We start from the raw sequence: 20,350 nt of genomic DNA, 5'->3' as shown, positions 1-20,350 counted from the left end.
AAACCATACAAGAAGAGGGACTCTCTTATGACTTACATACGCTGGTTTAAAGATCTGACCATTGAAGACATCCCCTTGGTTGGCGGCAAAAATGCATCGCTGGGCGAGATGTACGATCTGCTGAGCGATGCTGAGACCCGCCTTCCCAATGGCTTTGCAATTACTGCCGATGCCTATCGAGCCCTGCTGGACCACAATGATTTGCGGCCGGAGATTGAGCGCGAACTGGCGACCATAACACCGGGAGATACCCAGTCTCTGCAAAGAGCAGGCAGCCATATCCGGCACAGCCTGAAAACTGCGAAGTTTCCCCCCGGTCTGGAGCAGCAACTGCTGGCGGCATATGCAGCGCTGGAGCAGGAATATGGTAGCGATGTAGACGTCGCAGTACGCAGCTCCGCAACGGCAGAAGATTTGCCAGATGCATCCTTTGCTGGCCAACAGGAAACCTTCCTCAATGTTCATGGTGCCGAGCAACTGCTGTTATGCGTGCGTAAGGTATTTGCCTCACTGTTCACTGATCGCGCCATCAATTATCGCGATGACAAAGGGTTTGACCATATGGAAGTGGCCCTTTCAATCGGGATCCAAAAGATGGTGCGTTCTGACTTAGACTGCTCTGGCGTGATGTTCACTTTGGATACCGAGTCAGGCTTCCGCGATGTGGTGCTGATAACGGCAGCTTACGGACTGGGAGAAAATGTCGTACAGGGTGCGGTCAATCCGGATGAGTACCTGGTTTTCAAACCCACACTCAACGACAGCAATCGCCCCATTGTTCGCCGTCACCTGGGTGAAAAAGCGATCAAGATGGTTTACAGCGACAAGGTGAATGACGGTGTCAGCACCCGAAATGTCCTTGTATCGCCCGCCGAGCAGCAGCGCTTCGCCCTGCAGGATGATGATGTCCTTAGACTGGCGAAAGCTGCAGTTCTGATTGAAAAGCACTATTCAGCTCGGGCCGGCAAAGCCAGACCGATGGATATTGAATGGGCCAAAGATGGCCTCAGTGGTGAGCTGTTTATTCTGCAGGCCCGTCCTGAAACCGTGCACGCCAGCAATGGCATGACGCAGGTTGAAACTTATGCTCTGAAAGAACACAGCGATGTGCTGGTAACCGGCAAGAGTGTCGGTAAAAAGATTGCCACAGGCAAAGTGCGTATTGTGCTCGAAGCCAGCCATATGCACGAACTGGAAGCCGGAGAGGTGTTGGTGACGGATATCACCGATCCCGATTGGGAGCCCGTGATGAAAATTGCCTCAGCGATCGTCACCAACCGTGGTGGACGGGTATGCCACGCCGCGATCATTGCCAGAGAGCTGGGTATTCCAGCCATTGTTGGCTGTGGCGATGCCGTTGATCGACTTCGCGAAGGGGAAATGGTAACCATCTGCTGTGCCGAAGGCGATACCGGCAGGGTCTACCAGGGAGCACTGCCCTTCGAGGTAACAACCCATGATGCCGAGTTCAAACAGCGGCCAAAAACTCAGATCATGATGAATGTCGCCGATCCGCACCGGGCACTTGAATTTGCCGCCCTGCCCAACGATGGCGTTGGCCTGGCAAGGCTCGAGTTCATCATCAACCACCTCATCGGCATCCACCCTCAGGCGCTGCTTGAATATGCACAGCAGACGGAAGAGGTGAAAGCGGCCATCGATGAAAAAGTGAGAGGTTATCCTGACCCGGTAAGCTATTACGTCGAGCGAATGGCTGAGGGCATAGGCGCCATCGCGGCGGCCTTCTATCCGAAGAAAGTGATCCTGCGTTTTTCTGATTTCAAGAGTAACGAATATTGCGCCCTGATCGGCGGAGAGCGTTACGAACCGAAAGAGGAGAACCCAATGATTGGCTTCCGTGGCGCGGGTCGTTACCCCAGCGACCAGTTTGCAGCCTGTTTTGCACTGGAGTGCCAGGCAGTGAAGAAGGTACGTGAACGTATGGGACTCACGAACCTTACCGTGATGATCCCCTTCACTCGTACCATTGGCGACCTCGACCAGGTAATGGCACTGATGGAAAGTCACGGACTAAAACGCGGAGAAAACGGCCTTAAGGTCTACACCATGTGCGAGATCCCAGCCAATGTCATTCTTGCCGACAAGTTCCTGGAACGTTGCGACGGTTACAGTATTGGCTCTAACGACTTAACGCAGCTCACTCTGGGCGTTGATCGAGATTCAGGTCTGCTGACGCAATACGATGAGCGTGATGAAGCCGTACTGCGGATGATAGAGATGGCGATCAAGGCCTGTAACGAGCGAGGAAAATATATCGGTATCTGCGGCCAGGCACCGTCAGACTTTCCGCAAATCACCCGCTGGCTGGTGGAACAGGGGATTGGCTCAATCTCCCTGAATCCTGACAGCATGTTGGAGATGACAGAGGTGGTGCTGGCACTGGAGAATGACCAAGCCCAGAATCAGTAAGCTAACGCACAGCAAGATTTAGGAGAGCAGCTGCAGTTTTAAAAAATGAACAGAGCAGCTGATACATGGGTCGTAGTTACGTATCAGCCGCTCGCAATAAAACTTCAGCTCCTCCTCGCTGTGGTCAAGACCAAAACGGTTAACCGAGGTGATCAGGTCCTGCTCAATACGGGCTTGGTTCTGACTGGTGGGAGGAATAATGCTGCAGGCTTTGATATAACCCTCTTTATCCAACTCATAACGGTGATAAATCAAACCACGGGGGGCTTCTGTCACCCAGCTGGCTTGGCCCGCTTTTGGTGTCACTTCAACAGCAGCATCAATCATTGTTAGGGTACCTATGCCCTCAAGAATAGATTTTGCTTCGAGCACAGCGTAGTAGCACTCCAATACCCGAGCTGCGATGCTGTGGTACATATTGTGAGAGGGAAAACGCCACCCCAAGTCATTGGCCAGTGTTTGCACGGCTGGATGCAGGCGATCAAAGCTCAGATTGATCCGCGCCAATGGCCCAACCAAGTAAGGCTCTTTCCCTCGATACAGAGAGAACAGCGCGGTGGAATGTGGTTCCTGATGTTCGATAAAGTGGGTTGGGTATTCATCCGCACTGATTTCAGCCCCATCGGAAACACGGATCTTGCCCTCATTCATCGGGTAACTGCCGTCGCCGCTGCACGCCACGCTCAGGAACGTTTGGTTATCGTCGGGGATAGGTAACGACGCGATCCAACGCGCCAACTGCTGACAATCAACCTCTGCCTGGCTTAAACGCTCGACTAGTTCAGCGATGACTTTCGGATCGGGCAACGCGCTGTAGCCGCCCACCTTCAGTCCAATCGGATGTACCGAGCGCCCTCCCTGCAACCGCAGCAGATCATTGCCTAACGCCTGTAAACGCATACCCCGCTTAACTTCTTCGGGATAACGCTTTGCCAATCCCATCACATTGTCAAAACCGAGATAATCCGGCGCCGCCAGAAAGTGAATGTGCAGTGCATGGCTCTGCAGCCACTCTCCACACTGGGTGACACGCCGCAGTGCGGCAATCGAATCAGGCAGTACAACTTCAAACAGGGTCTCTACAGCGCGTACTGCAGTCATCTGATAGGCGATCGGACAGATCCCGCAGATACGCGCCACGATATGGGGGAGTTCCGTGAAGTGTTTCCCCTCCAATAGCTTTTCAAAATAACGCGGAGGTTCATAGATCTTGAGGTGCACAGATTCGAGCTTGCCCTCTTTCGCCTTGAGCACCAACGCGCCTTCCCCCTCCAGACGTGTGATCATTGGTACGTTTAACTCAATGACTCGATCGCCTTGCTGCTCTGAACTCATGTCATCAAAACTCCCTGTTAATCCTTTGTCTTGGCGATATCAATCATCAAATCCCGATATGCATCAGCGAACGCAGGCGCACCTGCACTGATGGAGACGAAACGCTCTGCCACACGCTGTGGTGGCAGCCCCAGCGCTTGAAACCGACGAGCCAATCCCTGCATGTTTGGCTGCTCACTGGGACCAAAGCAGGTATAACAGGGAGCGCCAAATTGCGGACACAAAGCACCACACCCAGCGCGGGTGACGGGCCCCATACAAGGCTCTCCCTGAGTAACAACAACACAAACCTGCTGGCGGCGCTTACACTCCTGACAGAGCTTTTCTGTAGGTGATATCGGCGATACGCCTCGAAGTAACATCGACAACGCAGCCAGTATCTGTCTGCCACTGATGGGACACCCCCACAACTCAAAATCAACTTTGGTACAGTCAGCAATGGCATGGGAACGACTCAAAGAATCTATATAACGTTTGTCGGCATAAACGCTGGCCGCCCAATCATCACTCTGCTTTACATTGCGCAGCGCCTGCACTCCACCAGAGCAGGCACACGCGCCGACAGCAATCAGCAACTGACAGTGTTCTCGAATGGCGTTCAGACGAATCTGGTCATCGGGCGTCGACACACTGCCTTCAACCAAAGCGATATCAACTTTGGCATCTGGTTGGTAGATCCCCCCTTCGACGAAATGCAGAATCTCCACCTGCTCCAGTAATGTCAGCAGATCTTCGCCCAGGTTCAGTATCACCGCCTGACAACCAGAACAGGACGTCAGTTTATGGATCGCCAGCGTAGCTTTTCTATTGCCTTGGGAAACTGAGTTTGTCATATCAGATCCCCCGTGTTTCCAGCCAACGCTGTATCCGAGAGTAAGGAAAGATGGGGCCTTGCCGACACAAGAACTGGTCGCCCATCTGGCAATGTCCGCAGTGGCCGAAACCACACTGCATATTGCGTTCAAGGCTTAAAAAGCAATGTTGGGGATCAACGCCCATCTCCAGTAATTTTTGCATCGATGCCCGCAGCATAGGCTCTGGGCCACACATCATTACCGTGCAATGGTTGATATCAAACTCAGCTTGCTCCAACAGCACGGTCACCATGCCCATCGACCAATGCGGAATATGGGCATGCTCCTCACTGGCCGCCAGTAACACCTGGCAATCGGGGACATCCCGCCAGGCCTGATACTGGGTTTCCCAAAGCAGATCGTGACGGTGTTTAACCCCCTGTAAAATGACGATGCGATTGAAGCGCTGGCGTTGCAGAATTGCCTGACGGATCGCCGCCAAAACGGGTGCACACCCCAAGCCTGCGGTAATAAACACAAGGTCTCGCTGTTCAGTCCCTTCCAAGGGCCAATGATTGCCAAAGGGTCCTCGTAAGCCCATATGGTCACCTGATTGTAATTCGACCATGCGATTGCTGACTCGCCCCACCGCTCGGATCGTGTGCAGGATATGGTCACCTTCACAGTCCATGATCGAGATAGGGATCTCGCCAACCCCCTTCAGGTACAGCATATTGAATTGACCCCACTGGAAGCGATACTCCTGCCGCTGCTGGTCATCCACCAGTCGCAATGCCAGTGTCGCCACGCCCGGAACCTCGGGCTGGTTTTCTATCACCTCCGCCAGCATCGGTAACCAGGGATCAGCCATCATATGGCCCTCCGTTATCACCTCGCACACTCTCCGCATCGCCGCCAGCATCAGAACATAACCGATTGGCTTCTGCGACCAGATCGATGCCCGCCGGACACCAGCTGATACAGCGACCACAGCCACTGCAACCACTGCGGCCATATTGACCAAACCAGTAACTGAGTTTGTGCAACAACCACTGTCGGTATTTATGCTCAGCGGTTTTGTGCACCTGGCTGCCAACAATGTAACTGTGACTGTCAGAAAAACAGCTGTCCCACTGCCTGCCATGTTGATGCTGCTCACCGGTTATCGGGGTATCGTCGGTGGCTCTGAAACAAAAACAGGAGGGACAAACTGCCGTGCAGTTTCCGCATGTCAAACAACGTTCCGCCACCTCTTGCCAATGCTCGACACTCAGGTTGGCTGATTGAAGTTCAGCTAACTTATGTGGTGAAGGCATCACCCGTTGCTGCTTTCTGGCCTGCTCCCTGCCGACGTCTGCCGCTGCTATCTGAGCGGCAGTCGCCGGTGACAATTCAAGAGCGGCAATCGCTGACCTAGCTTTATCCGTGGCGGCGACCAGCACAAACCCTTGGTTCAGCTCATCAAGCAACAGATCAAAACCCGCACTCACCTCGGGACCATCGGCCGTAGAGGCACAAAAGCAGGTTGCCAATGAACGGTGACAGTTCACTGCGACGACAAACAGTTTTTCACGGCGCTTCTGATAGCGCTCATCGACGCAGCCGTTATGCAGAAAGTGTTTATCGAGTAGATTAAGTCCTGCCAAATCACACGCCCTGGCACCTACCCATGCCGTCGATAGCGCATCTACCGGTATGGATTCGAAGCTGGCATCCACCCCGGTGCTAAGTTGCCACAGCGGCTCTTCCGGCAGGAACAACCAGGGTTTAATGCCCTGGGCACTGCTGACACAATCAAACAAGCGAAACGACCCGGTCGTATACAACCGATACTGACCCGCTTCTGTGGTGTCTCTAAAACCTTGTGGCAGTTGAGCTAACGACTCGAGTTCCTGATAGACCACGGCATGTTGGTGGACGATGGGTCCAACAACCCGATCAAAATTTTTCTGCAGACAGGCAAACAACTCGGGAAATAATTCTCGGGGTAAAAACAGAGGTAACTGCCGTGTTTTTTCAGTCACCGGTACGCCATCCCTGCAGGCTGGAGTGATAGCTTAAGTTTAGTCCAATAGCGCACTAATTTTGGTACCAGGACTGCTTGGACCAACTAAACTTATGTTATTGATTCCAGAGAAGGGTTTGGTCATTTTGAGCACTTCTATGGCAGAGCTTCATATTCGAGGCCAGGTGCAAGGCGTTGGCTTTCGTCCGTGTGTCTGGCAGCTGGCGCGAGCTCTGGGATTAAACGGTGAGGTAATGAACAGTGGCGAAGGAGTTATCGTCTCTCTGTTCCCAGCTGACAGACGGGATGAATTTGTCGCTAAGCTGAGAAACAACCTGCCGCCACAAGCACAAATAGATAGCATTACCTGTGAACAGACAGTTGTTGCTAAACCGCCGGAAGATTTTACCATTGCGCCTTCAGTGGCGAGCTGCGCCGACACCCATGTTCTGCCTGACTTAGCAACCTGCAGCCACTGCTTAGATGAGCTGTTTTCCAGTAACAGTCGCTTTTATCAATACCCACTGCTGAACTGCTGTCACTGTGGTCCTCGCTACAGCATCATCCAGGCCATGCCCTATGACAGAGGCCATACCTCAATGGCCGACTTTGTGATGTGCAAAGCGTGCCAAGCAGAGTACGCCTCACCCGACAATCGTCGATTTCACGCTCAGCCCACGGCCTGTCCAACGTGTGGTCCGCAGTTAGCACTTATTAACACAACAAATGGGACCAGCAATGTAACAACGCCATTGGCTGACACCGCTGCCTGTCTGAAACAAGGCGGGGTCATTGCCATTAAGGGCGTAGGAGGCTTTCATCTGGCCTGTGATGCCCTGAATGTTGACGCGGTAAACAGGCTTAGAAAGGCCAAAAAACGGCCGGAGAAGCCACTGGCATTGATGATGCACGATCTCAATGAGGTTGGGGCTTATTGCCAAATCAATAGGTCTGAAGCTGAACAGTTAACTTCTCCAGCCGCCCCAATAGTGTTGCTGCAGTCGCGAATAAGTGCCCTGCCCCACAACATAGCCCCCGGCCTAGATCGTACCGGCGTGATGCTGCCTTCCAACCCCATTCAACACCTGCTGATGGCAAATATCGAAGGCCCTTTGGTGATGACCTCAGCCAACCTTTCTGGCGAGCCACCGGCAACATCGCTGAATGAACTGACAAAACTAATTGAGCTAACTGAGATAGACAGAGACCAGACTAGCGGCTTGTTTGGTGGTATCGACGCCATCCACACACACAACCGCCATATCGTCCGCCGTGTCGACGATTCGGTGGTGCAATGTACAGGTTCAGGAGTTCAGATATTAAGGCGGGCCAGAGGCTACGCCCCTGCCCCAATCAAGCTACCCCGTGGCTTTGACCAATGCCATGGTGTACTTGCTCTGGGAGGCGACCTCAAAAATGCGGCAGCCATCAGTCGTCATGGATTTGTCTACATCAGTGCCTATCTCGGTGATCTGGAACCGCTGTCAGTTCAGCGCCAGTGCCGAGCCTCAATTGATGACCTTCGTCAGCTGTTTACCTCTGATCTCAGCCATATCTGCTGCGATACCCACCCCGGATATATCAGCAGGGAGCTGGCTTGTGAACTGGCCGGAGCAACCGGTTGCGAGATTACCGAGGTACAACACCATCATGCGCATTTGGCTGCCTGCTTGGCCGAGCATCAGATTCCACTCGATGAAAACAAGGTCCTGGGCCTTATTTTGGATGGCACTGGAGCCGCGCCTGCAAACAGTCCTCATCCAATCTGGGGGGGTGAGTTTCTTTTGGGAAACTATCGTGAGTTTGAACATCTTGGGGGGTTACCCGCGGTACCTTTGCCCGGCGCAGAAAAAGCAACCAAACACCCCTGGCGCAATCTGCTGGCTCATCTGGAAAGCTTTTCACCCCACTGGCGAGAGTTTTCTCTGCCAGCATTTACAGCGCTCAAACAGCACCCGATAGAGCCGCTATGCGCCGCTATTAGACAAGAGATTAACAGCCCCAAAGCCAGTTCCTGCGGGCGTCTTTTCGATGCTGTGGCTGCATTGACTGGTTGCGCTCCCACAGTGCAAAGCTACGAAGGGCAGGCGGCCATGGGACTGCAGAACAGTGCTGAAAAAGCCCTCAATAGCGGTTGCCAGATAACCATGGATAACTCGCCGGAGTGGGACTTTAAAACACTTTGGCACAATCTGATCACCGACATGGTCCAGCATCAGGATCCAAACCGAACCGCCCTCTATTTCCATCTTCAGTTCTCAGCCATGCTCAGCCAACAACTGCTGCAACTGGCCAAAAAACACCAAGTCACCACCATAGCGCTGAGTGGCGGATGTTGGCAGAACCGACTGCTGTTGGATCTGGTGGTAGACCAGTTACAGCAGCACAAAATGCAGGTCATGTCGCCACATCAGTATCCATGCAATGACGGCGGATTGGCGTTGGGCCAAATAGCCATTGGCTGGGCAGCACGGGCTGCCAGTGCAGGCTAAGCATGAATAAGTCCGTTCCGCCAAACATACTGATACTTGCCTTGGGAAATCGCGAACAGGGAGACGATGGATTTGGACCGGCACTGTATGAGCTAATGTCACAACATCCTTCACTACTGGCTAAAGTCGAACAATACGCCAGCTTTGTTAATGCTGGGCTATCCCTGCTGGCCCATAGCGAGCGAATCGCGCAAGCTGACTGGCTGATTATCGTCGACGCAGTCAATGACCCGGGAAATCCGGGGCAAATAGTACTCGCAGAGCTGCAACAGCCCTTCATGCAAAACCACCCGTGTAGCTTTTCAACGCACCAGTTTCAGCTATTGCCCCTATTGCAACTGCTTGAACCACTGGGGCAGTGCCCTACCCGCATCACGCTACTGGGCGCCTCGGTGGTAGACACATCCCTCGGCTCAACGCTTTCCCCTGAGGTACAAGCGTTGTTGCCCGAGGCCATTGACCAGCTTCTTCAGCTGCTCGATTCACCAACGGATAATAGAGGCGACCGAGCGATTTTATGCATGAGTTAACCCTGTGTCGCCAACTATGCGAAACCCTTGAAGCCTGGGCGAAATCGAGCTCAGTTGTGAAGATCAGACAGATAAATCTGCGTATTGGCTGCCTGACCTGCGTCGAGCCCGATGCATTAGAGTTTTGTTTTGAGGCAGTCGCACATTCGCCTCTGCTGCAGGGGGCGAAACTCGCGATAGAAAGAGCCCCAGCACAGGCGCACTGCCGCAATTGCGGTAACAACTACACTGTAACTAACTGGATGGATTTTTGTCCCCAATGTGAGAGTGAGCTTAGAGACCTAAGTGAAACCGAAGAGTTGATAATTAAATCCGTGCAAACAGATGGGCCGTAACCGCTAGGAGGCAGATATGTGCGACCATTGCGGCTGTGAACAAGCTGAGGCAGTCACAGACAACAGCTCAAAAACCGAAGATCTTAACCATGATTTAATGCAGGCGAATCGCACCGCTGCGCAGCACAATCGCAATATGCTCGAGCGGGCTGGCGTGTCAGCGATCAACCTAATATCCAGTCCCGGGGCAGGAAAAACAACACTGCTGGTCGAAACCCTAAAGCAGCTCCAGGGCCGGTTCCCAACGTCAGTCGTAGAAGGCGATCAACACACAGAGCGAGACGCCAACCGTATCCGAGCAGTCGGCGTGCCGGCAGTACAGATCCAAACAGGCAGCGCCTGCCACCTTGATGCACAAATGGTGCACAATGCCTTACACCAACTGCCGTTAGAGGATGGCGGCCTGCTGTTTATCGAAAATGTAGGCAACCTGATCTGCCCCGCCCACTTTGAACTGGGAGAGACTGCAGTAGTCGCTTTACTTTCTGTCACTGAGGGAGATGACAAGCCCCTCAAGTATCCACACATTTTCCATCAGGCGGACCTGCTGGTCATCACCAAAACGGATCTGCTGCCCTATGTAGACTTTAATGTCGACGGATGTGTCACCTATGCGAGGAGGTTAAACCCTGACATTGCCGTGATTCAGCTTTCAGCAAAAACGGGCGCTGGTATTGAAGATTGGCTGAACTGGCTTTGTCAGCTTCAGGGTGACTGATATGTGTCTGGCGCTCCCTGGCAAGCTGCTGCATATAACCGATGCCGAAAATGGCCTGGCCCTGGCGGACTGCGGCGGTGTCAGGCGAGAAGTGGATATCAGCTGCTTACTACTGGAACACCCGAATACACCTTTAGAGGGGCGTTGGGTGCTATTTCATGTGGGCTTCGCCCTCGCACTGATAGACGAAGTGGAAGCAAAACAGACTCTGGCACTTATCGCCGAACTGGATGGCCAGCCAGCAAATTCAACACACTTGGAACTGCCTGGAACGGATAAATGAAGTTTGTTGATGAATACCGTGATAGCGAGGTAATCAAACAGCTGCTTGGCGCGATCAAGCATCAGCTTGATGATATCCCCCCCCGCTGCCGCCCCTGGCAAATAATGGAAGTATGTGGTGGCCATACCCGAGCGATCTACCGCTTTGGTCTCGACAAATTACTACCCAAAGAGATCGAGTTCATCCATGGCCCAGGATGCCCTGTTTGTGTCTTACCCATACAGGTCATTGATCAGGCATTCGCCTTGGCGCTCAAGCCCGACGTTATCCTATGTAGCTATGGCGACGTTATGCGGGTTCCTGGTTCATCAGGCAGCCTGATCCAGGCTCGCGAACAGGGTGCTGATGTACGCATTGTCTATTCGCCACGGGACGCTCTCGCTGTCGCACTCAATAATCCTGAGCGTCAGGTGGTCTTTCTCGCCATCGGTTTTGAAACCACGATCCCGGCCACGGCGGCAACGCTACTAGCTGCGGATAAACGGCAAGTTTCAAACTTCCATCTGCTTGTACATCATGTGTGTATCGAGCCGCCTTTATTGGCGCTGCTGGAAGAAAAGGACACGGCGATAGACGCGTTTATTGCACCCGGCCATGTCAGCACTATTACCGGCGCATTGCCCTATTTATCCGTTGCTGCCACCTACCATAAACCTGTGGTGATCAGTGGGTTTGAGCCAGCAGACATACTGCAGTCGACCCTGATGCTGCTACGCCAACTGCAGCGAGGAAAAGCTGAGGTTGAGAACCAGTACACAAGAGCGGTACAGGTTTTCGGCAATCGCGCTGCACAAACCACCATTGACCGTGTATTTGAGCTGGCAGAAACAACGGAATGGCGGGGGCTGGGCAAGTTGCGGCACAGTGGTTACCAACTGGTGAAGGCTTACCAACGTTTCGATGCGACCCGACTTATTTCTACGCCTGACCAGGAGGAAACCGTTGACCACACACCCTGCCACTGTGCAGATGTGTTGTGCGGAAAGCTGACGCCTGATGAATGCCCTTTGTTTGGGCGGGCCTGCAAACCCACGCATCCGGCAGGCGCACTCATGGTATCCGAGGAGGGAGCCTGCGCTGCACATTGGCAATATCGCCAGCAAGAGGTAGAGCTATGACATCGGACAGAATAACGCTCGCCCACGGTGGTGGCAGTGCCGAGATGCAGCGCCTCATTCAAGAGATGTTTCTACCCACGTTTGATAATAGTCAGTTGGCGACCATGGAAGACCAGGCGCGACTCAACTGGCAACTGCAACCGGGTGAACGACTGGCCTTTAGCACCGATACCTTCGTGGTCTCACCGCTGACATTCCCCGGAGGAGACATTGCTACCCTGGCAGTAAACGGCACCGTCAACGACGTTGCCATGAGTGGTGCTGTTCCCAAGGTTTTGAGCTGCGCCATGGTTATTGAGGAGGGATTGCTCCAGTCGCAATTGCAAACCCTGTGTCAATCCATGGCCAGGGCAGCGAGTGCAGCTGGCGTTCAAATTGTCACAGGCGACACTAAGGTGGTGCCAAAGGGCCAAGCTGATCAACTCTATATCAACACAAGTGGACTGGGCGTTATTGCTTCAGGGGTCGACCTTGGCACGCACAGGATCGCAGAAGGCGACCATGTTTTGGTCAGCGGGCCTATAGGCGAGCATGGCGCAACCATCATCAGCTGCCGCGAAGACTTATCCTTAGATGCAGATATAGCGTCAGACTGCCAACCCTTGCATCAACTTGTCTGCGCCATGTTGGCTGCTATTCCCGGAGTTAAATCGTTGCGGGATGCCACCCGCGGTGGCGTCGCAGCCGTACTGCATGAATTTGCCACCGCGAGCAGACTTTCCATATTGTTGTCAGAACAAGACATTCCAGTCTCAGCCCCGGTAAACGCAATGTGTGAGCTACTGGGCTTTAATCCTCTGCATCTTGCTTGTGAGGGGCGACTTATCGCTGTTGTTTCGGCTCAACACAGCGAAGATTGCCTGGCAGCCATGCGAAACCATCCAGCAGGAGACCAAGCAGCCATGATTGGCAGAGTCATTACCTCGGCTCCCTCCCCCGTGATTATCGAATCATCACTGGGAGTGAAACGCGCTTTGGCCCCGGCCGATGGCGAGCTGTTACCGCGAATTTGCTAACACCAATGACGATTTTTGCTTTTGTAAAATAACAAAAAAGGCGCCGTAGTGACGCCTTCTTTAAACACTTACCTGGCTCTATTAGTGTTTATGCTCCGGGTAATAAGCCTTAATGCCCTCGATCGCTTTCACCAGCGCTTCGGCACTCGCCGCATCAGAGTTTTGTTTCGCTTTCATTGCGGTAAGAATAACGGCATGGTGCTTTGCTAAACGCTCCGCATAGTCTTTCTGACTTGGTTTAACACGTTGAGTGAGGAAGTAGTCAGATATGGTTTCAATGATTTTTTGAGCGTGGATTTCCTTGTTGTTAATCCAGCGCACTAACTGGTTTTTAGACTGAACGTCCGTTTTGGTATTTAGCTCAGCCATCAATTTAACCGCCTTGGTGACAGTCGCCGCATCCTCAAACATCGCTTTAACCCGTGCATGGTCATCGTAAATACCACAGGGTATTTGGCAGTGTGCATAAAGATAGCTTGAACCCATAGCGCCGGTTAATAACACAATGATAACTAGGCACTTCCTAACCAAAATTTTCATGCTTCTCTCCTTGAAATATCTATGCAGTAGTTTTCAGTCAGTTGGAATTTTTAGCTCCAGAGCTAAAAAGTAGCAGCTGGTTGTCAACTCCACCATTTGTGAGCTTTGTAACCGAGCAGGATTTACATTGATTAATTTGAGATAATGGCGTGAGTTCAATTCCCAACGACTGGTTTAATAGCGCTAACAGAACATGGCACTGAAAATTCTCGACACCTGCACCAATTGCGACATGTGCGAACCGGAATGCCCCAACGACGCGATTGCGATGGGCGAATCAATTTATGAGATCGATCCCGAGCGTTGTACTGAATGCCTAGGCCATTACGATGATCCCACCTGTGTCAGTGTTTGCCCGATTAAGAACTGCATCATTCCTGATCCTGAACACAAGGAAAGCGAAGAGCAGTTATGGGATAAGTTCGACCGTCTCTACGACATCAAAAAGTAGCGCAACAAACACTTCAAACTAACAATAAATGCAATCTGCTAGTGCTGAGGCATAAAAAAAGGAGGTCGAATGACCTCCTTTTTTCTGTCAGCGTCAGTGATTACTCACACAGACTTACCATCATCTCACCGCCGTCAAGCGCGCCATTGATACGGAAGCTGTATACATAGTCGCCTGATTCAGGGAGGAAGATGCTTGACTCGGTACCGGCACCAGCAGCTACAGCCATTGTCTGCTCAGTACCAATCGTAACCGCACCAGAGTTTTCAACGGCAAACTCTGAACTCCAATCACTCGAAGCGAACTTGAAGTTAAATGCTGTATTGGCCTCTTCAGAGATAACAACCTGATAGATACTGTCACCCTTGTAGCTGAACTTATGGCTATCTGGGGTTGCACCGAAGTTGTTACCACCTTCATAGGTACCTCGGATAAACATATCGACACCCAGAGGACCTGCTTCACCGGCATCTGGCGCGGAACAATCAGCCAGCGGACCTTCACCAGTCAGATCATCACCGGTACCCAGTTGAGGACCTTCAGCAGTTGGAGAAGCAATATCATAATACGCCACGCCAAATGCAGGCAGTGTTACCGCATATTCGCCCGCAGCCGGAGCAACGGTACCACCACTGATCAGTTCAATCAGGTCACCATCACTACCAATCGCAGTGCCAGCAAGAGTGATATTAGCTTCAACGTCTTTAGTGTTAATCACTACCAACACGTTGTTATCACCAGCATCTTTACGGTCGATGTAAACATACGCATCTGAATAGATGTGTGTACGAGAGCCGTTATAAAGCGCTGGGTTCGCCGCACGAACAGTCATCAGATCGGTAACGAAGTCTTTCAGATCCGCTTCTTGTGCATTCAGCTCAACTGGTGTTTCACCAACCAAAGTGGCTACGCCTTCAATACGAGCACTTGAACGAGCAACGTGGTCATCACACAAACCTTGATCGGCACAAACAGTGTTGCCAACTTGATCTGCAAAACCTGGGACTTCAGCACCAATCTCTTCGTTATAGTACAAAGTAATTGGGCCTGAGTAGGCTCCCATGAAGGCAAAGGCCGCTTTGTGACGCGCCCAATAAGCATCATCAGATGGAGAAGCAAGGTCGCCACGTTCCAACAGGTCACCAAAGCGCACCAAGTCGTGGTTACCCATCATCAGGTTTGGCTGAGCATGATCTGGGTATGCCAAGAGGTTAAGCAGTCCAGAATCCAAATTAGTTGCTGGGCGATCGCCATTTCCACTCTCTTCTACACCAAAGGTCTGAACCATAGAGTAGCGAGTTGGGAAATCAAAGTTAGAGTAAAGCGCTGGAGAGCTAGCCGGACCGTAACCTTGATCTGCGATCTCGTTGGCACTGCGCCAGATCTCACCCACCATGTAGCCAAGAGGATTCACCTCTTCACCATCTGCATTGGTGTAAGTTACCGTGGCAGATGCATCTTCAACAGCAGTTCGGATGTTATCCCAATACTGAACCGGCACCTGGTACGCTTGGTCCAGACGCCAACCATCGATTTTCAGTTCTTTAACCCAATAGGTAGCAACCTCGATGTAGAAGTCCAGGTCATCGGGGTAAACCGCTTCCTGACCGCTACCCTGAGCAGGACCATCAGTGCTTAGTGAACGACCTTCAGGTGAGCCTTCAGTATTGCCGCTGTGGTGTCCGAATACGCCGTCCAGGAATACATACAAGCCGCGAGCATGAGCTTCGTCGACCAGTGTCTGTAGCTGCTCTTTAGTACCAAAGTTACTATCAATGCTGAAGTAATCACCGGCAAAGTAGCCTGTCGCGTTCAAACGGGCATCACTGGTATTAGATTGGAAGACTGGCGTTAACCAGATAGCGTTCATGCCCAGCGACTGAACGTAGTCAAGGGAATTAATAATGCCCTGAATGTCGCCTTTGTGATGACTGTTACCATATCCAGTGTTGTAGTCAAAGTTAGAGTCACCATCGATAAAAGACTCAACCATCACCTGATAGATGCGCAGGTTACAGGCTTCTTCACCAGAAGCTTTATAGCAAGAGAGGCGCTCATCCAGTGGACGCTTAGCCAGGTCAACAGATATCTCTACAACTTCACCAATAGGTGGCTCTACAGGGGGCTCTACAGGCGGGTCAACGGGATCCTCACTGCCACCGCTACTGCCACCGCCACAAGCGGTAAGAATGCCGGCCAATGCCAGCGCTAACAAAGACTTTTCGAACTTCATACTGCGTCCTCTGTTTTAGCCGCAAAAATTTTACAGGTGTCACAAATTTGACAGGCATTTAACCATAAGCAGCTAAAGTAGAGATCGACCAGCTTCAATAACTGTTACCTAGAGCACTTTCTTTGGTCAATGGAACAAAACAAACCTAAAAATCAATAGTAGCCGGTCATTATATGTGCAGTTTTTTATATTTATTAGGCAGGCTGCATTACCTTTTTATCATGCTCGCGGGCCTGTTCTACCCAGTTGGCAGCATTTTGAGTGCTTTTTTGCATCCAAGCGGGTAAAACTTCCATATCCAGACTCGCTAGAAGGTTTTTTACCTCTAATCCAAGCTCGGTATCACCGCTAATATCCAGTTTTCGTTGAAAAAATAGCGTGTCAGGGTCCTGTCGGCGGGCAGCAACCAAAAGCAGATCATTAAACTCAGCAGAAAAGCACACATCACTGTCGGTACGTTGACGTGAAACACACAACTGTCCTTGATTAACCGACACGGCAAAAGACAAGTTCAAGTCAGAAATCGAAACCTGCAGCCAACGTCCTTCCAAGAAGTCCAACTCTCCCTCGGTAATAGGCTCTGCCAGAAGGGTCTTAAGCAGCTGATCAATGAGAGGTCTATAAAGTGCAAATGGTGTCAGGTTCAAAGGTCGGCTTGCGAGTGTCGGGCCATTGCTCACAATCCAGTGCCTGATGCGAATGGGTAACATCGATTTCCCCTTACTTTTAATTAATGTCCGGCAGTATAAACATCGTTAGCCTAGCAAAAACTGCCTCAGGTCAAGCCTGTGTCACCCCCCACTCCTTACAATCCATCTCCATGTTCGGCTTAGAGAAGTAAAGATGGAACTGCTTTGTCCTGCGGGCACTCTGCCCGCTTTGAAGACCGCAATTGATCACGGCGCAGATGCTGTTTATCTGGGGCTGAAAGATGATACCAATGCTCGCCATTTCGCTGGCTTGAACTTCAATGAAAAGCGATTAGAACAAGGGATTGCATACGCCCATCAGCATGGCAAGCGCGCACAAATCGCCATCAACACCTTTGCCCATCCTGGGGCAGAGAAGCGCTGGCAGTATGCCGTCGATGCAGCCGTTGGCAGTGGTGTTGACGCCCTGATACTTGCCGATATCGGCGTACTCGACTATGCCAGCAATAAGTATCCAGATGCAGAGCTCCACCTGTCAGTGCAAGCCTCAGCCACCAGCGCTGACGCAATTCGCATGTATGAGCAGCAGTTTGGAGTAACAAGGGTCGTATTGCCTCGTGTGTTATCGATAAAGCAGGTGAAGCAACTGGCGAGTGCTACGGACCTGGAACTCGAAGTCTTCGCGTTTGGTAGTTTATGCATCATGTCTGAGGGGCGCTGCTACCTCAGCTCCTATATGACAGGTGAAAGCCCTAACACGGTTGGAGCCTGCTCACCCGCGAAGTTTGTTCGCTGGGAGCCAAAGGAAAACCAGCTGGATGTGCGCCTCAATAACGTGCTCATAGATCGTTTTGGTGATGATGAACATGCGGGTTACCCGACCCTGTGTAAGGGGCGCTTCGACGTCGACAATCAGAGATACCATGTACTGGAAGAGCCCACCAGCCTCAATACTTTGGCTTTATTGCCAGACCTGCTGGAAGCTGGTATCTCTGCAGTAAAAATTGAAGGACGCCAGCGCAGCCCGGCTTATGTAGCTCAAGTAACGCAGGCTTGGCGCCAGGCTATCGACGAAGCAAAAGCAAAAGGCAAAGACTACAAACCAGATGCTGGCAGCATGGAAGCGCTGGGCGAGTTGGCAGAGGGTTACCAAACCACTTTGGGGCCGTATCACAGAGCATGGCAGTAACGAGGAAAACAACGTGAAAATTTCATTGGGACCGGTCCGTTACTTTTGGCCAAAACAAGATATTGCTGAGTTTTATGACAATGCCATTAATTCTGATGCAGATATCATCTATCTCGGCGAAGTTGTCTGCAGCAAGCGCCGAGAACTGACAACGCCAGACTGGATTGAGCTGGCCAAATCACTTGCAGATAACAGTGATAAACAGATCGTGCTGTCGACGTTAGCCCTGATATCGGCGCCATCTGAGTTATCAGAGCTTAGCCGATACTGTGATAACGGCGATCTGTTGGTTGAAGCCAATGATATGGCGGCGGTGCAACAGATGCACGAGCGAAAACTGCCGTTCGTGGTAGGTAGCCAAATCAACTGCTACAACCTTTCCGCACTAAAACGATTACTTAGCATGGGCATGAGCCGTTGGGTAATGCCCGTCGAGTTATCATCAGAGTGGCTGCGCACCCTACTGGATGAAGCCAAACAGGAAGGGATCAGGGAGCAGTTCGAAGTGGAAGTTCAGGCCCACGGCCACTTGCCACTGGCTTATTCAGCGCGCTGCTTTACCGCTCGTTCTGAAGACAGACCTAAAGATAAGTGTGAGAAATGCTGTATCAACTACCCACAAGGCCGCGGCGTCGATAGTCAGGAAGGTGAACGTCTGTTTACGCTCAATGGCTTGGAAACTCAATCAGGCTTGAGCTACAACCTCAAGAATGAGATGCCCACCATGGCGGAGTTTGTCGACATTGCCCGCATCAGCCCTGAACAACTGGATATCGCTCCCGTGGTGACTGCATTTAAGCAACAGCTGGAGGCGCCAGCGTTTGAACCACTGACAAAGCAGGAGTGTAACGGCTACTGGCACAAGGTCGCCGGTATGGACCAGCTTTGATACTGATGGCCGGAGTATTACTTTAAACCAAAAAAGGCGCCTCAATGGCGCCTTTTCTTATATCAACAAGCAACTAGCCTCGAACGGTATAGTCACCCTCAATCACCCACTTATAAGTGGTTAATTCTTTGAGCCCCATAGGGCCTCGGGCATGCAGTTTTTGCGTGCTCACAGCCACTTCAGCACCGAGGCCAAACTGGCTGCCGTCGGTAAAGCGCGTAGACGCATTTACATAGACAGCGGCAGAAGTCACGCTGTTTACAAAGGCGGTTGCATTCGCCATGTCATTGGTGAGAATACCGTCTGAGTGCTCACTGCTGTGCTCACGAATATGCATCAAAGCTTCATCAAGACCGGAAACCACCTTCACGCCCAAAATCAACGCCAGCCATTCCTGGTCAAAATCTTCAGGTCCAGCCGGTACCGCATTCACATCGCAATCTGCCAGAACGGGCAGGCTCTTATCGCAAGCGCGTAATTCAACGCCAGACTCAGCCAAACGTGCAGCCACTTTCGGCAACAGTTCAGCCGCCACCGCCTCATGTACCAACAGGGTATCAAGCGCATTACAAACGCTTGGACGTTGAACTTTTGCGTTTTCAACCACGTCTACCACGCGATCCAACTCTGCACTCGCATCAACAAACAGGTGACAGATGCCAATCCCGCCTGTGATAACAGGAATCGTACTCTGCTCTTTGCACAGGCGGTGCAGACCCGCGCCGCCACGAGGAATAATCATGTCGACATACTGGTCAAGACGCAGCAGTTCAGACACCAAAGCGCGATCAGGATTTTCGATGTACTGCACGGCATGTTGCGGCAAACCCACTTCGGCCAGAGCATCCTGAATCACCTTTGTCAGAACCAGGTTCGAGTTTACGGTCTCTTTACCACCGCGCAGGATAGCTGCATTGCCAGTTTTCAATGCCAGCACAGCGACATCAATGGTCACATTTGGGCGCGCTTCGTAAATAACACCCATCACACCTACGGGGATGCGTCGACGGCTCAAACGCAAACCATTCTCCAGTAAGCGTCCTTCCAGAACTTCTCCTACTGGATCAGGCAACTCGACAACACTGCGAACATCTGCAGCTATGGCTGCCAAACGTGACTCGTCTAACAACAGACGGTCCAGCAGCGCTTCGGTCAGACCATTGGCTCTGCCGGCATCAATATCTTGTTTGTTTGCAGCCAGGATCTCTTCCTGACGAGTCTTCAGGCCATCGGCAATAGCCAACAGCGCCTTGTTTTTAGATTCAGTTTTGGCCGTAGCCAGTTGGTAGCTGGCGACTTTTGCCTGCTGACCCAATTGTTGCAATTCGCTCATCGCATCCTC

General features: G+C 51.9%; 19 protein-coding genes. 11 read left to right on the top strand and 8 right to left on the bottom strand.

Features of this window, described 5'->3' with window-relative positions; translation table 11 throughout:
• Positions 1 to 27: 27 nt before the first annotated feature.
• Positions 28 to 2,430: a phosphoenolpyruvate synthase gene (ppsA, locus tag ABEA14_RS03350; RefSeq protein WP_345338432.1), complete on the top strand. Its 2,403-nt coding sequence runs from the start codon at positions 28 to 30 to the stop codon at positions 2,428 to 2,430.
• A gap of 18 nt (positions 2,431 to 2,448) precedes the next feature.
• Here ppsA and ABEA14_RS03345 read toward each other — a convergent pair whose 3' ends face one another.
• The 4 genes from ABEA14_RS03345 to ABEA14_RS03330 are packed head-to-tail and all read right to left on the bottom strand — an operon-like array spanning position 2,449 to position 6,583.
• Positions 2,449 to 3,765, bottom strand: a complete 1,317-nt coding sequence (locus ABEA14_RS03345; protein WP_345338431.1) for a Ni/Fe hydrogenase subunit alpha — start codon at positions 3,763 to 3,765, stop codon at positions 2,449 to 2,451.
• A gap of 17 nt (positions 3,766 to 3,782) precedes the next feature.
• Complete coding sequence (locus ABEA14_RS03340; protein ID WP_345338430.1) at positions 3,783 to 4,598, bottom strand: NADH-quinone oxidoreductase subunit B family protein; 816 nt, start codon at positions 4,596 to 4,598, stop codon at positions 3,783 to 3,785.
• 1 nt (position 4,599) lies between these two features.
• The gene (locus tag ABEA14_RS03335; protein WP_345338429.1) at positions 4,600 to 5,433 is read right to left on the bottom strand and encodes an FAD/NAD(P)-binding protein; all 834 of its coding nucleotides are present in this window, start codon (positions 5,431 to 5,433) and stop codon (positions 4,600 to 4,602) included.
• Positions 5,423 to 6,583, bottom strand: coding sequence for a 4Fe-4S dicluster domain-containing protein (locus tag ABEA14_RS03330; RefSeq protein WP_345338428.1), 1,161 nt, complete (start codon positions 6,581 to 6,583; stop codon positions 5,423 to 5,425). The genes ABEA14_RS03335 and ABEA14_RS03330 overlap by 11 nt, the downstream gene beginning before the upstream one ends.
• A 94-nt stretch (positions 6,584 to 6,677) precedes the next feature.
• Here ABEA14_RS03330 and hypF point away from each other — a divergent pair, with 94 nt between their 5' ends.
• Genes hypF through hypE form a run of 7 tightly spaced genes read left to right on the top strand, consistent with a single transcriptional unit; the run spans position 6,678 to position 13,056 of the window.
• The gene (hypF, locus tag ABEA14_RS03325) at positions 6,678 to 9,056 is read left to right on the top strand and encodes a carbamoyltransferase HypF (protein ID WP_345338427.1); all 2,379 of its coding nucleotides are present in this window, start codon (positions 6,678 to 6,680) and stop codon (positions 9,054 to 9,056) included.
• A 2-nt stretch (positions 9,057 to 9,058) separates the two neighbouring features.
• Positions 9,059 to 9,586 carry a hydrogenase maturation protease gene (locus tag ABEA14_RS03320; protein WP_345338426.1) on the top strand — a complete coding sequence of 176 codons (528 nt, stop codon included), beginning with the start codon at positions 9,059 to 9,061 and terminating at the stop codon, positions 9,584 to 9,586.
• The gene (hypA, locus tag ABEA14_RS03315; RefSeq protein ID WP_345338425.1) at positions 9,574 to 9,921 is read left to right on the top strand and encodes a hydrogenase maturation nickel metallochaperone HypA; all 348 of its coding nucleotides are present in this window, start codon (positions 9,574 to 9,576) and stop codon (positions 9,919 to 9,921) included. Before ABEA14_RS03320 ends, hypA begins: the two co-directional genes overlap by 13 nt.
• A gap of 16 nt (positions 9,922 to 9,937) precedes the next feature.
• On the top strand, positions 9,938 to 10,639 hold the full coding sequence (hypB, locus tag ABEA14_RS03310; RefSeq protein ID WP_345338424.1) for a hydrogenase nickel incorporation protein HypB: 702 nt from the start codon (positions 9,938 to 9,940) through the stop codon (positions 10,637 to 10,639).
• A 1-nt stretch (position 10,640) separates the two neighbouring features.
• Positions 10,641 to 10,922: a HypC/HybG/HupF family hydrogenase formation chaperone gene (locus ABEA14_RS03305; protein ID WP_345338423.1), complete on the top strand. Its 282-nt coding sequence runs from the start codon at positions 10,641 to 10,643 to the stop codon at positions 10,920 to 10,922.
• On the top strand, positions 10,919 to 12,040 hold the full coding sequence (hypD, locus tag ABEA14_RS03300; RefSeq protein ID WP_345338422.1) for a hydrogenase formation protein HypD: 1,122 nt from the start codon (positions 10,919 to 10,921) through the stop codon (positions 12,038 to 12,040). Before ABEA14_RS03305 ends, hypD begins: the two co-directional genes overlap by 4 nt.
• Positions 12,037 to 13,056 (top strand): hydrogenase expression/formation protein HypE, encoded by a 1,020-nt coding sequence (gene hypE, locus ABEA14_RS03295; RefSeq protein ID WP_345338421.1) that lies wholly within the window; start codon positions 12,037 to 12,039, stop codon positions 13,054 to 13,056. Before hypD ends, hypE begins: the two co-directional genes overlap by 4 nt.
• Positions 13,057 to 13,137: 81 nt before the next feature.
• Here hypE and ABEA14_RS03290 read toward each other — a convergent pair whose 3' ends face one another.
• Positions 13,138 to 13,596 (bottom strand): superoxide dismutase, Ni, encoded by a 459-nt coding sequence (locus ABEA14_RS03290; protein ID WP_345338419.1) that lies wholly within the window; start codon positions 13,594 to 13,596, stop codon positions 13,138 to 13,140.
• Positions 13,597 to 13,789: 193 nt separating this feature from the next.
• Here ABEA14_RS03290 and ABEA14_RS03285 point away from each other — a divergent pair, with 193 nt between their 5' ends.
• Positions 13,790 to 14,047, top strand: coding sequence for a YfhL family 4Fe-4S dicluster ferredoxin (locus ABEA14_RS03285; RefSeq protein ID WP_345338417.1), 258 nt, complete (start codon positions 13,790 to 13,792; stop codon positions 14,045 to 14,047).
• 100 nt (positions 14,048 to 14,147) lie between these two features.
• Here ABEA14_RS03285 and ABEA14_RS03280 read toward each other — a convergent pair whose 3' ends face one another.
• Together ABEA14_RS03280 and ubiT are read right to left on the bottom strand one after the other, a co-directional pair.
• Entirely contained in the window at positions 14,148 to 16,280 is a 2,133-nt protein-coding gene (locus tag ABEA14_RS03280; RefSeq protein ID WP_345338416.1) for an alpha-amylase family glycosyl hydrolase, read from the bottom strand.
• Between the two features lie 194 nt (positions 16,281 to 16,474).
• Positions 16,475 to 16,990 (bottom strand): ubiquinone anaerobic biosynthesis accessory factor UbiT, encoded by a 516-nt coding sequence (gene ubiT, locus ABEA14_RS03275; protein ID WP_345338415.1) that lies wholly within the window; start codon positions 16,988 to 16,990, stop codon positions 16,475 to 16,477.
• 133 nt (positions 16,991 to 17,123) lie between these two features.
• Here ubiT and ubiU point away from each other — a divergent pair, with 133 nt between their 5' ends.
• Together ubiU and ABEA14_RS03265 are read left to right on the top strand one after the other, a co-directional pair.
• Positions 17,124 to 18,119: a ubiquinone anaerobic biosynthesis protein UbiU gene (gene ubiU / locus ABEA14_RS03270; RefSeq protein ID WP_345338414.1), complete on the top strand. Its 996-nt coding sequence runs from the start codon at positions 17,124 to 17,126 to the stop codon at positions 18,117 to 18,119.
• Positions 18,120 to 18,132: 13 nt separating this feature from the next.
• The gene (locus ABEA14_RS03265; protein ID WP_345338413.1) at positions 18,133 to 19,008 is read left to right on the top strand and encodes a U32 family peptidase; all 876 of its coding nucleotides are present in this window, start codon (positions 18,133 to 18,135) and stop codon (positions 19,006 to 19,008) included.
• A gap of 73 nt (positions 19,009 to 19,081) precedes the next feature.
• Here the strand turns inward: ABEA14_RS03265 and ABEA14_RS03260 are convergent, their stop codons facing one another.
• Entirely contained in the window at positions 19,082 to 20,341 is a 1,260-nt protein-coding gene (locus ABEA14_RS03260) for a glutamate-5-semialdehyde dehydrogenase (protein ID WP_345338412.1), read from the bottom strand.
• Between the last annotated feature and the right edge of the window lie 9 nt (positions 20,342 to 20,350).

This window comes from Corallincola platygyrae (genome assembly GCF_039544265.1).
Taxonomy (GTDB): Bacteria; Pseudomonadota; Gammaproteobacteria; order Enterobacterales; family Neiellaceae; genus Corallincola; species Corallincola platygyrae.
This window is presented reverse-complemented; position numbering and strand designations above follow the sequence as displayed.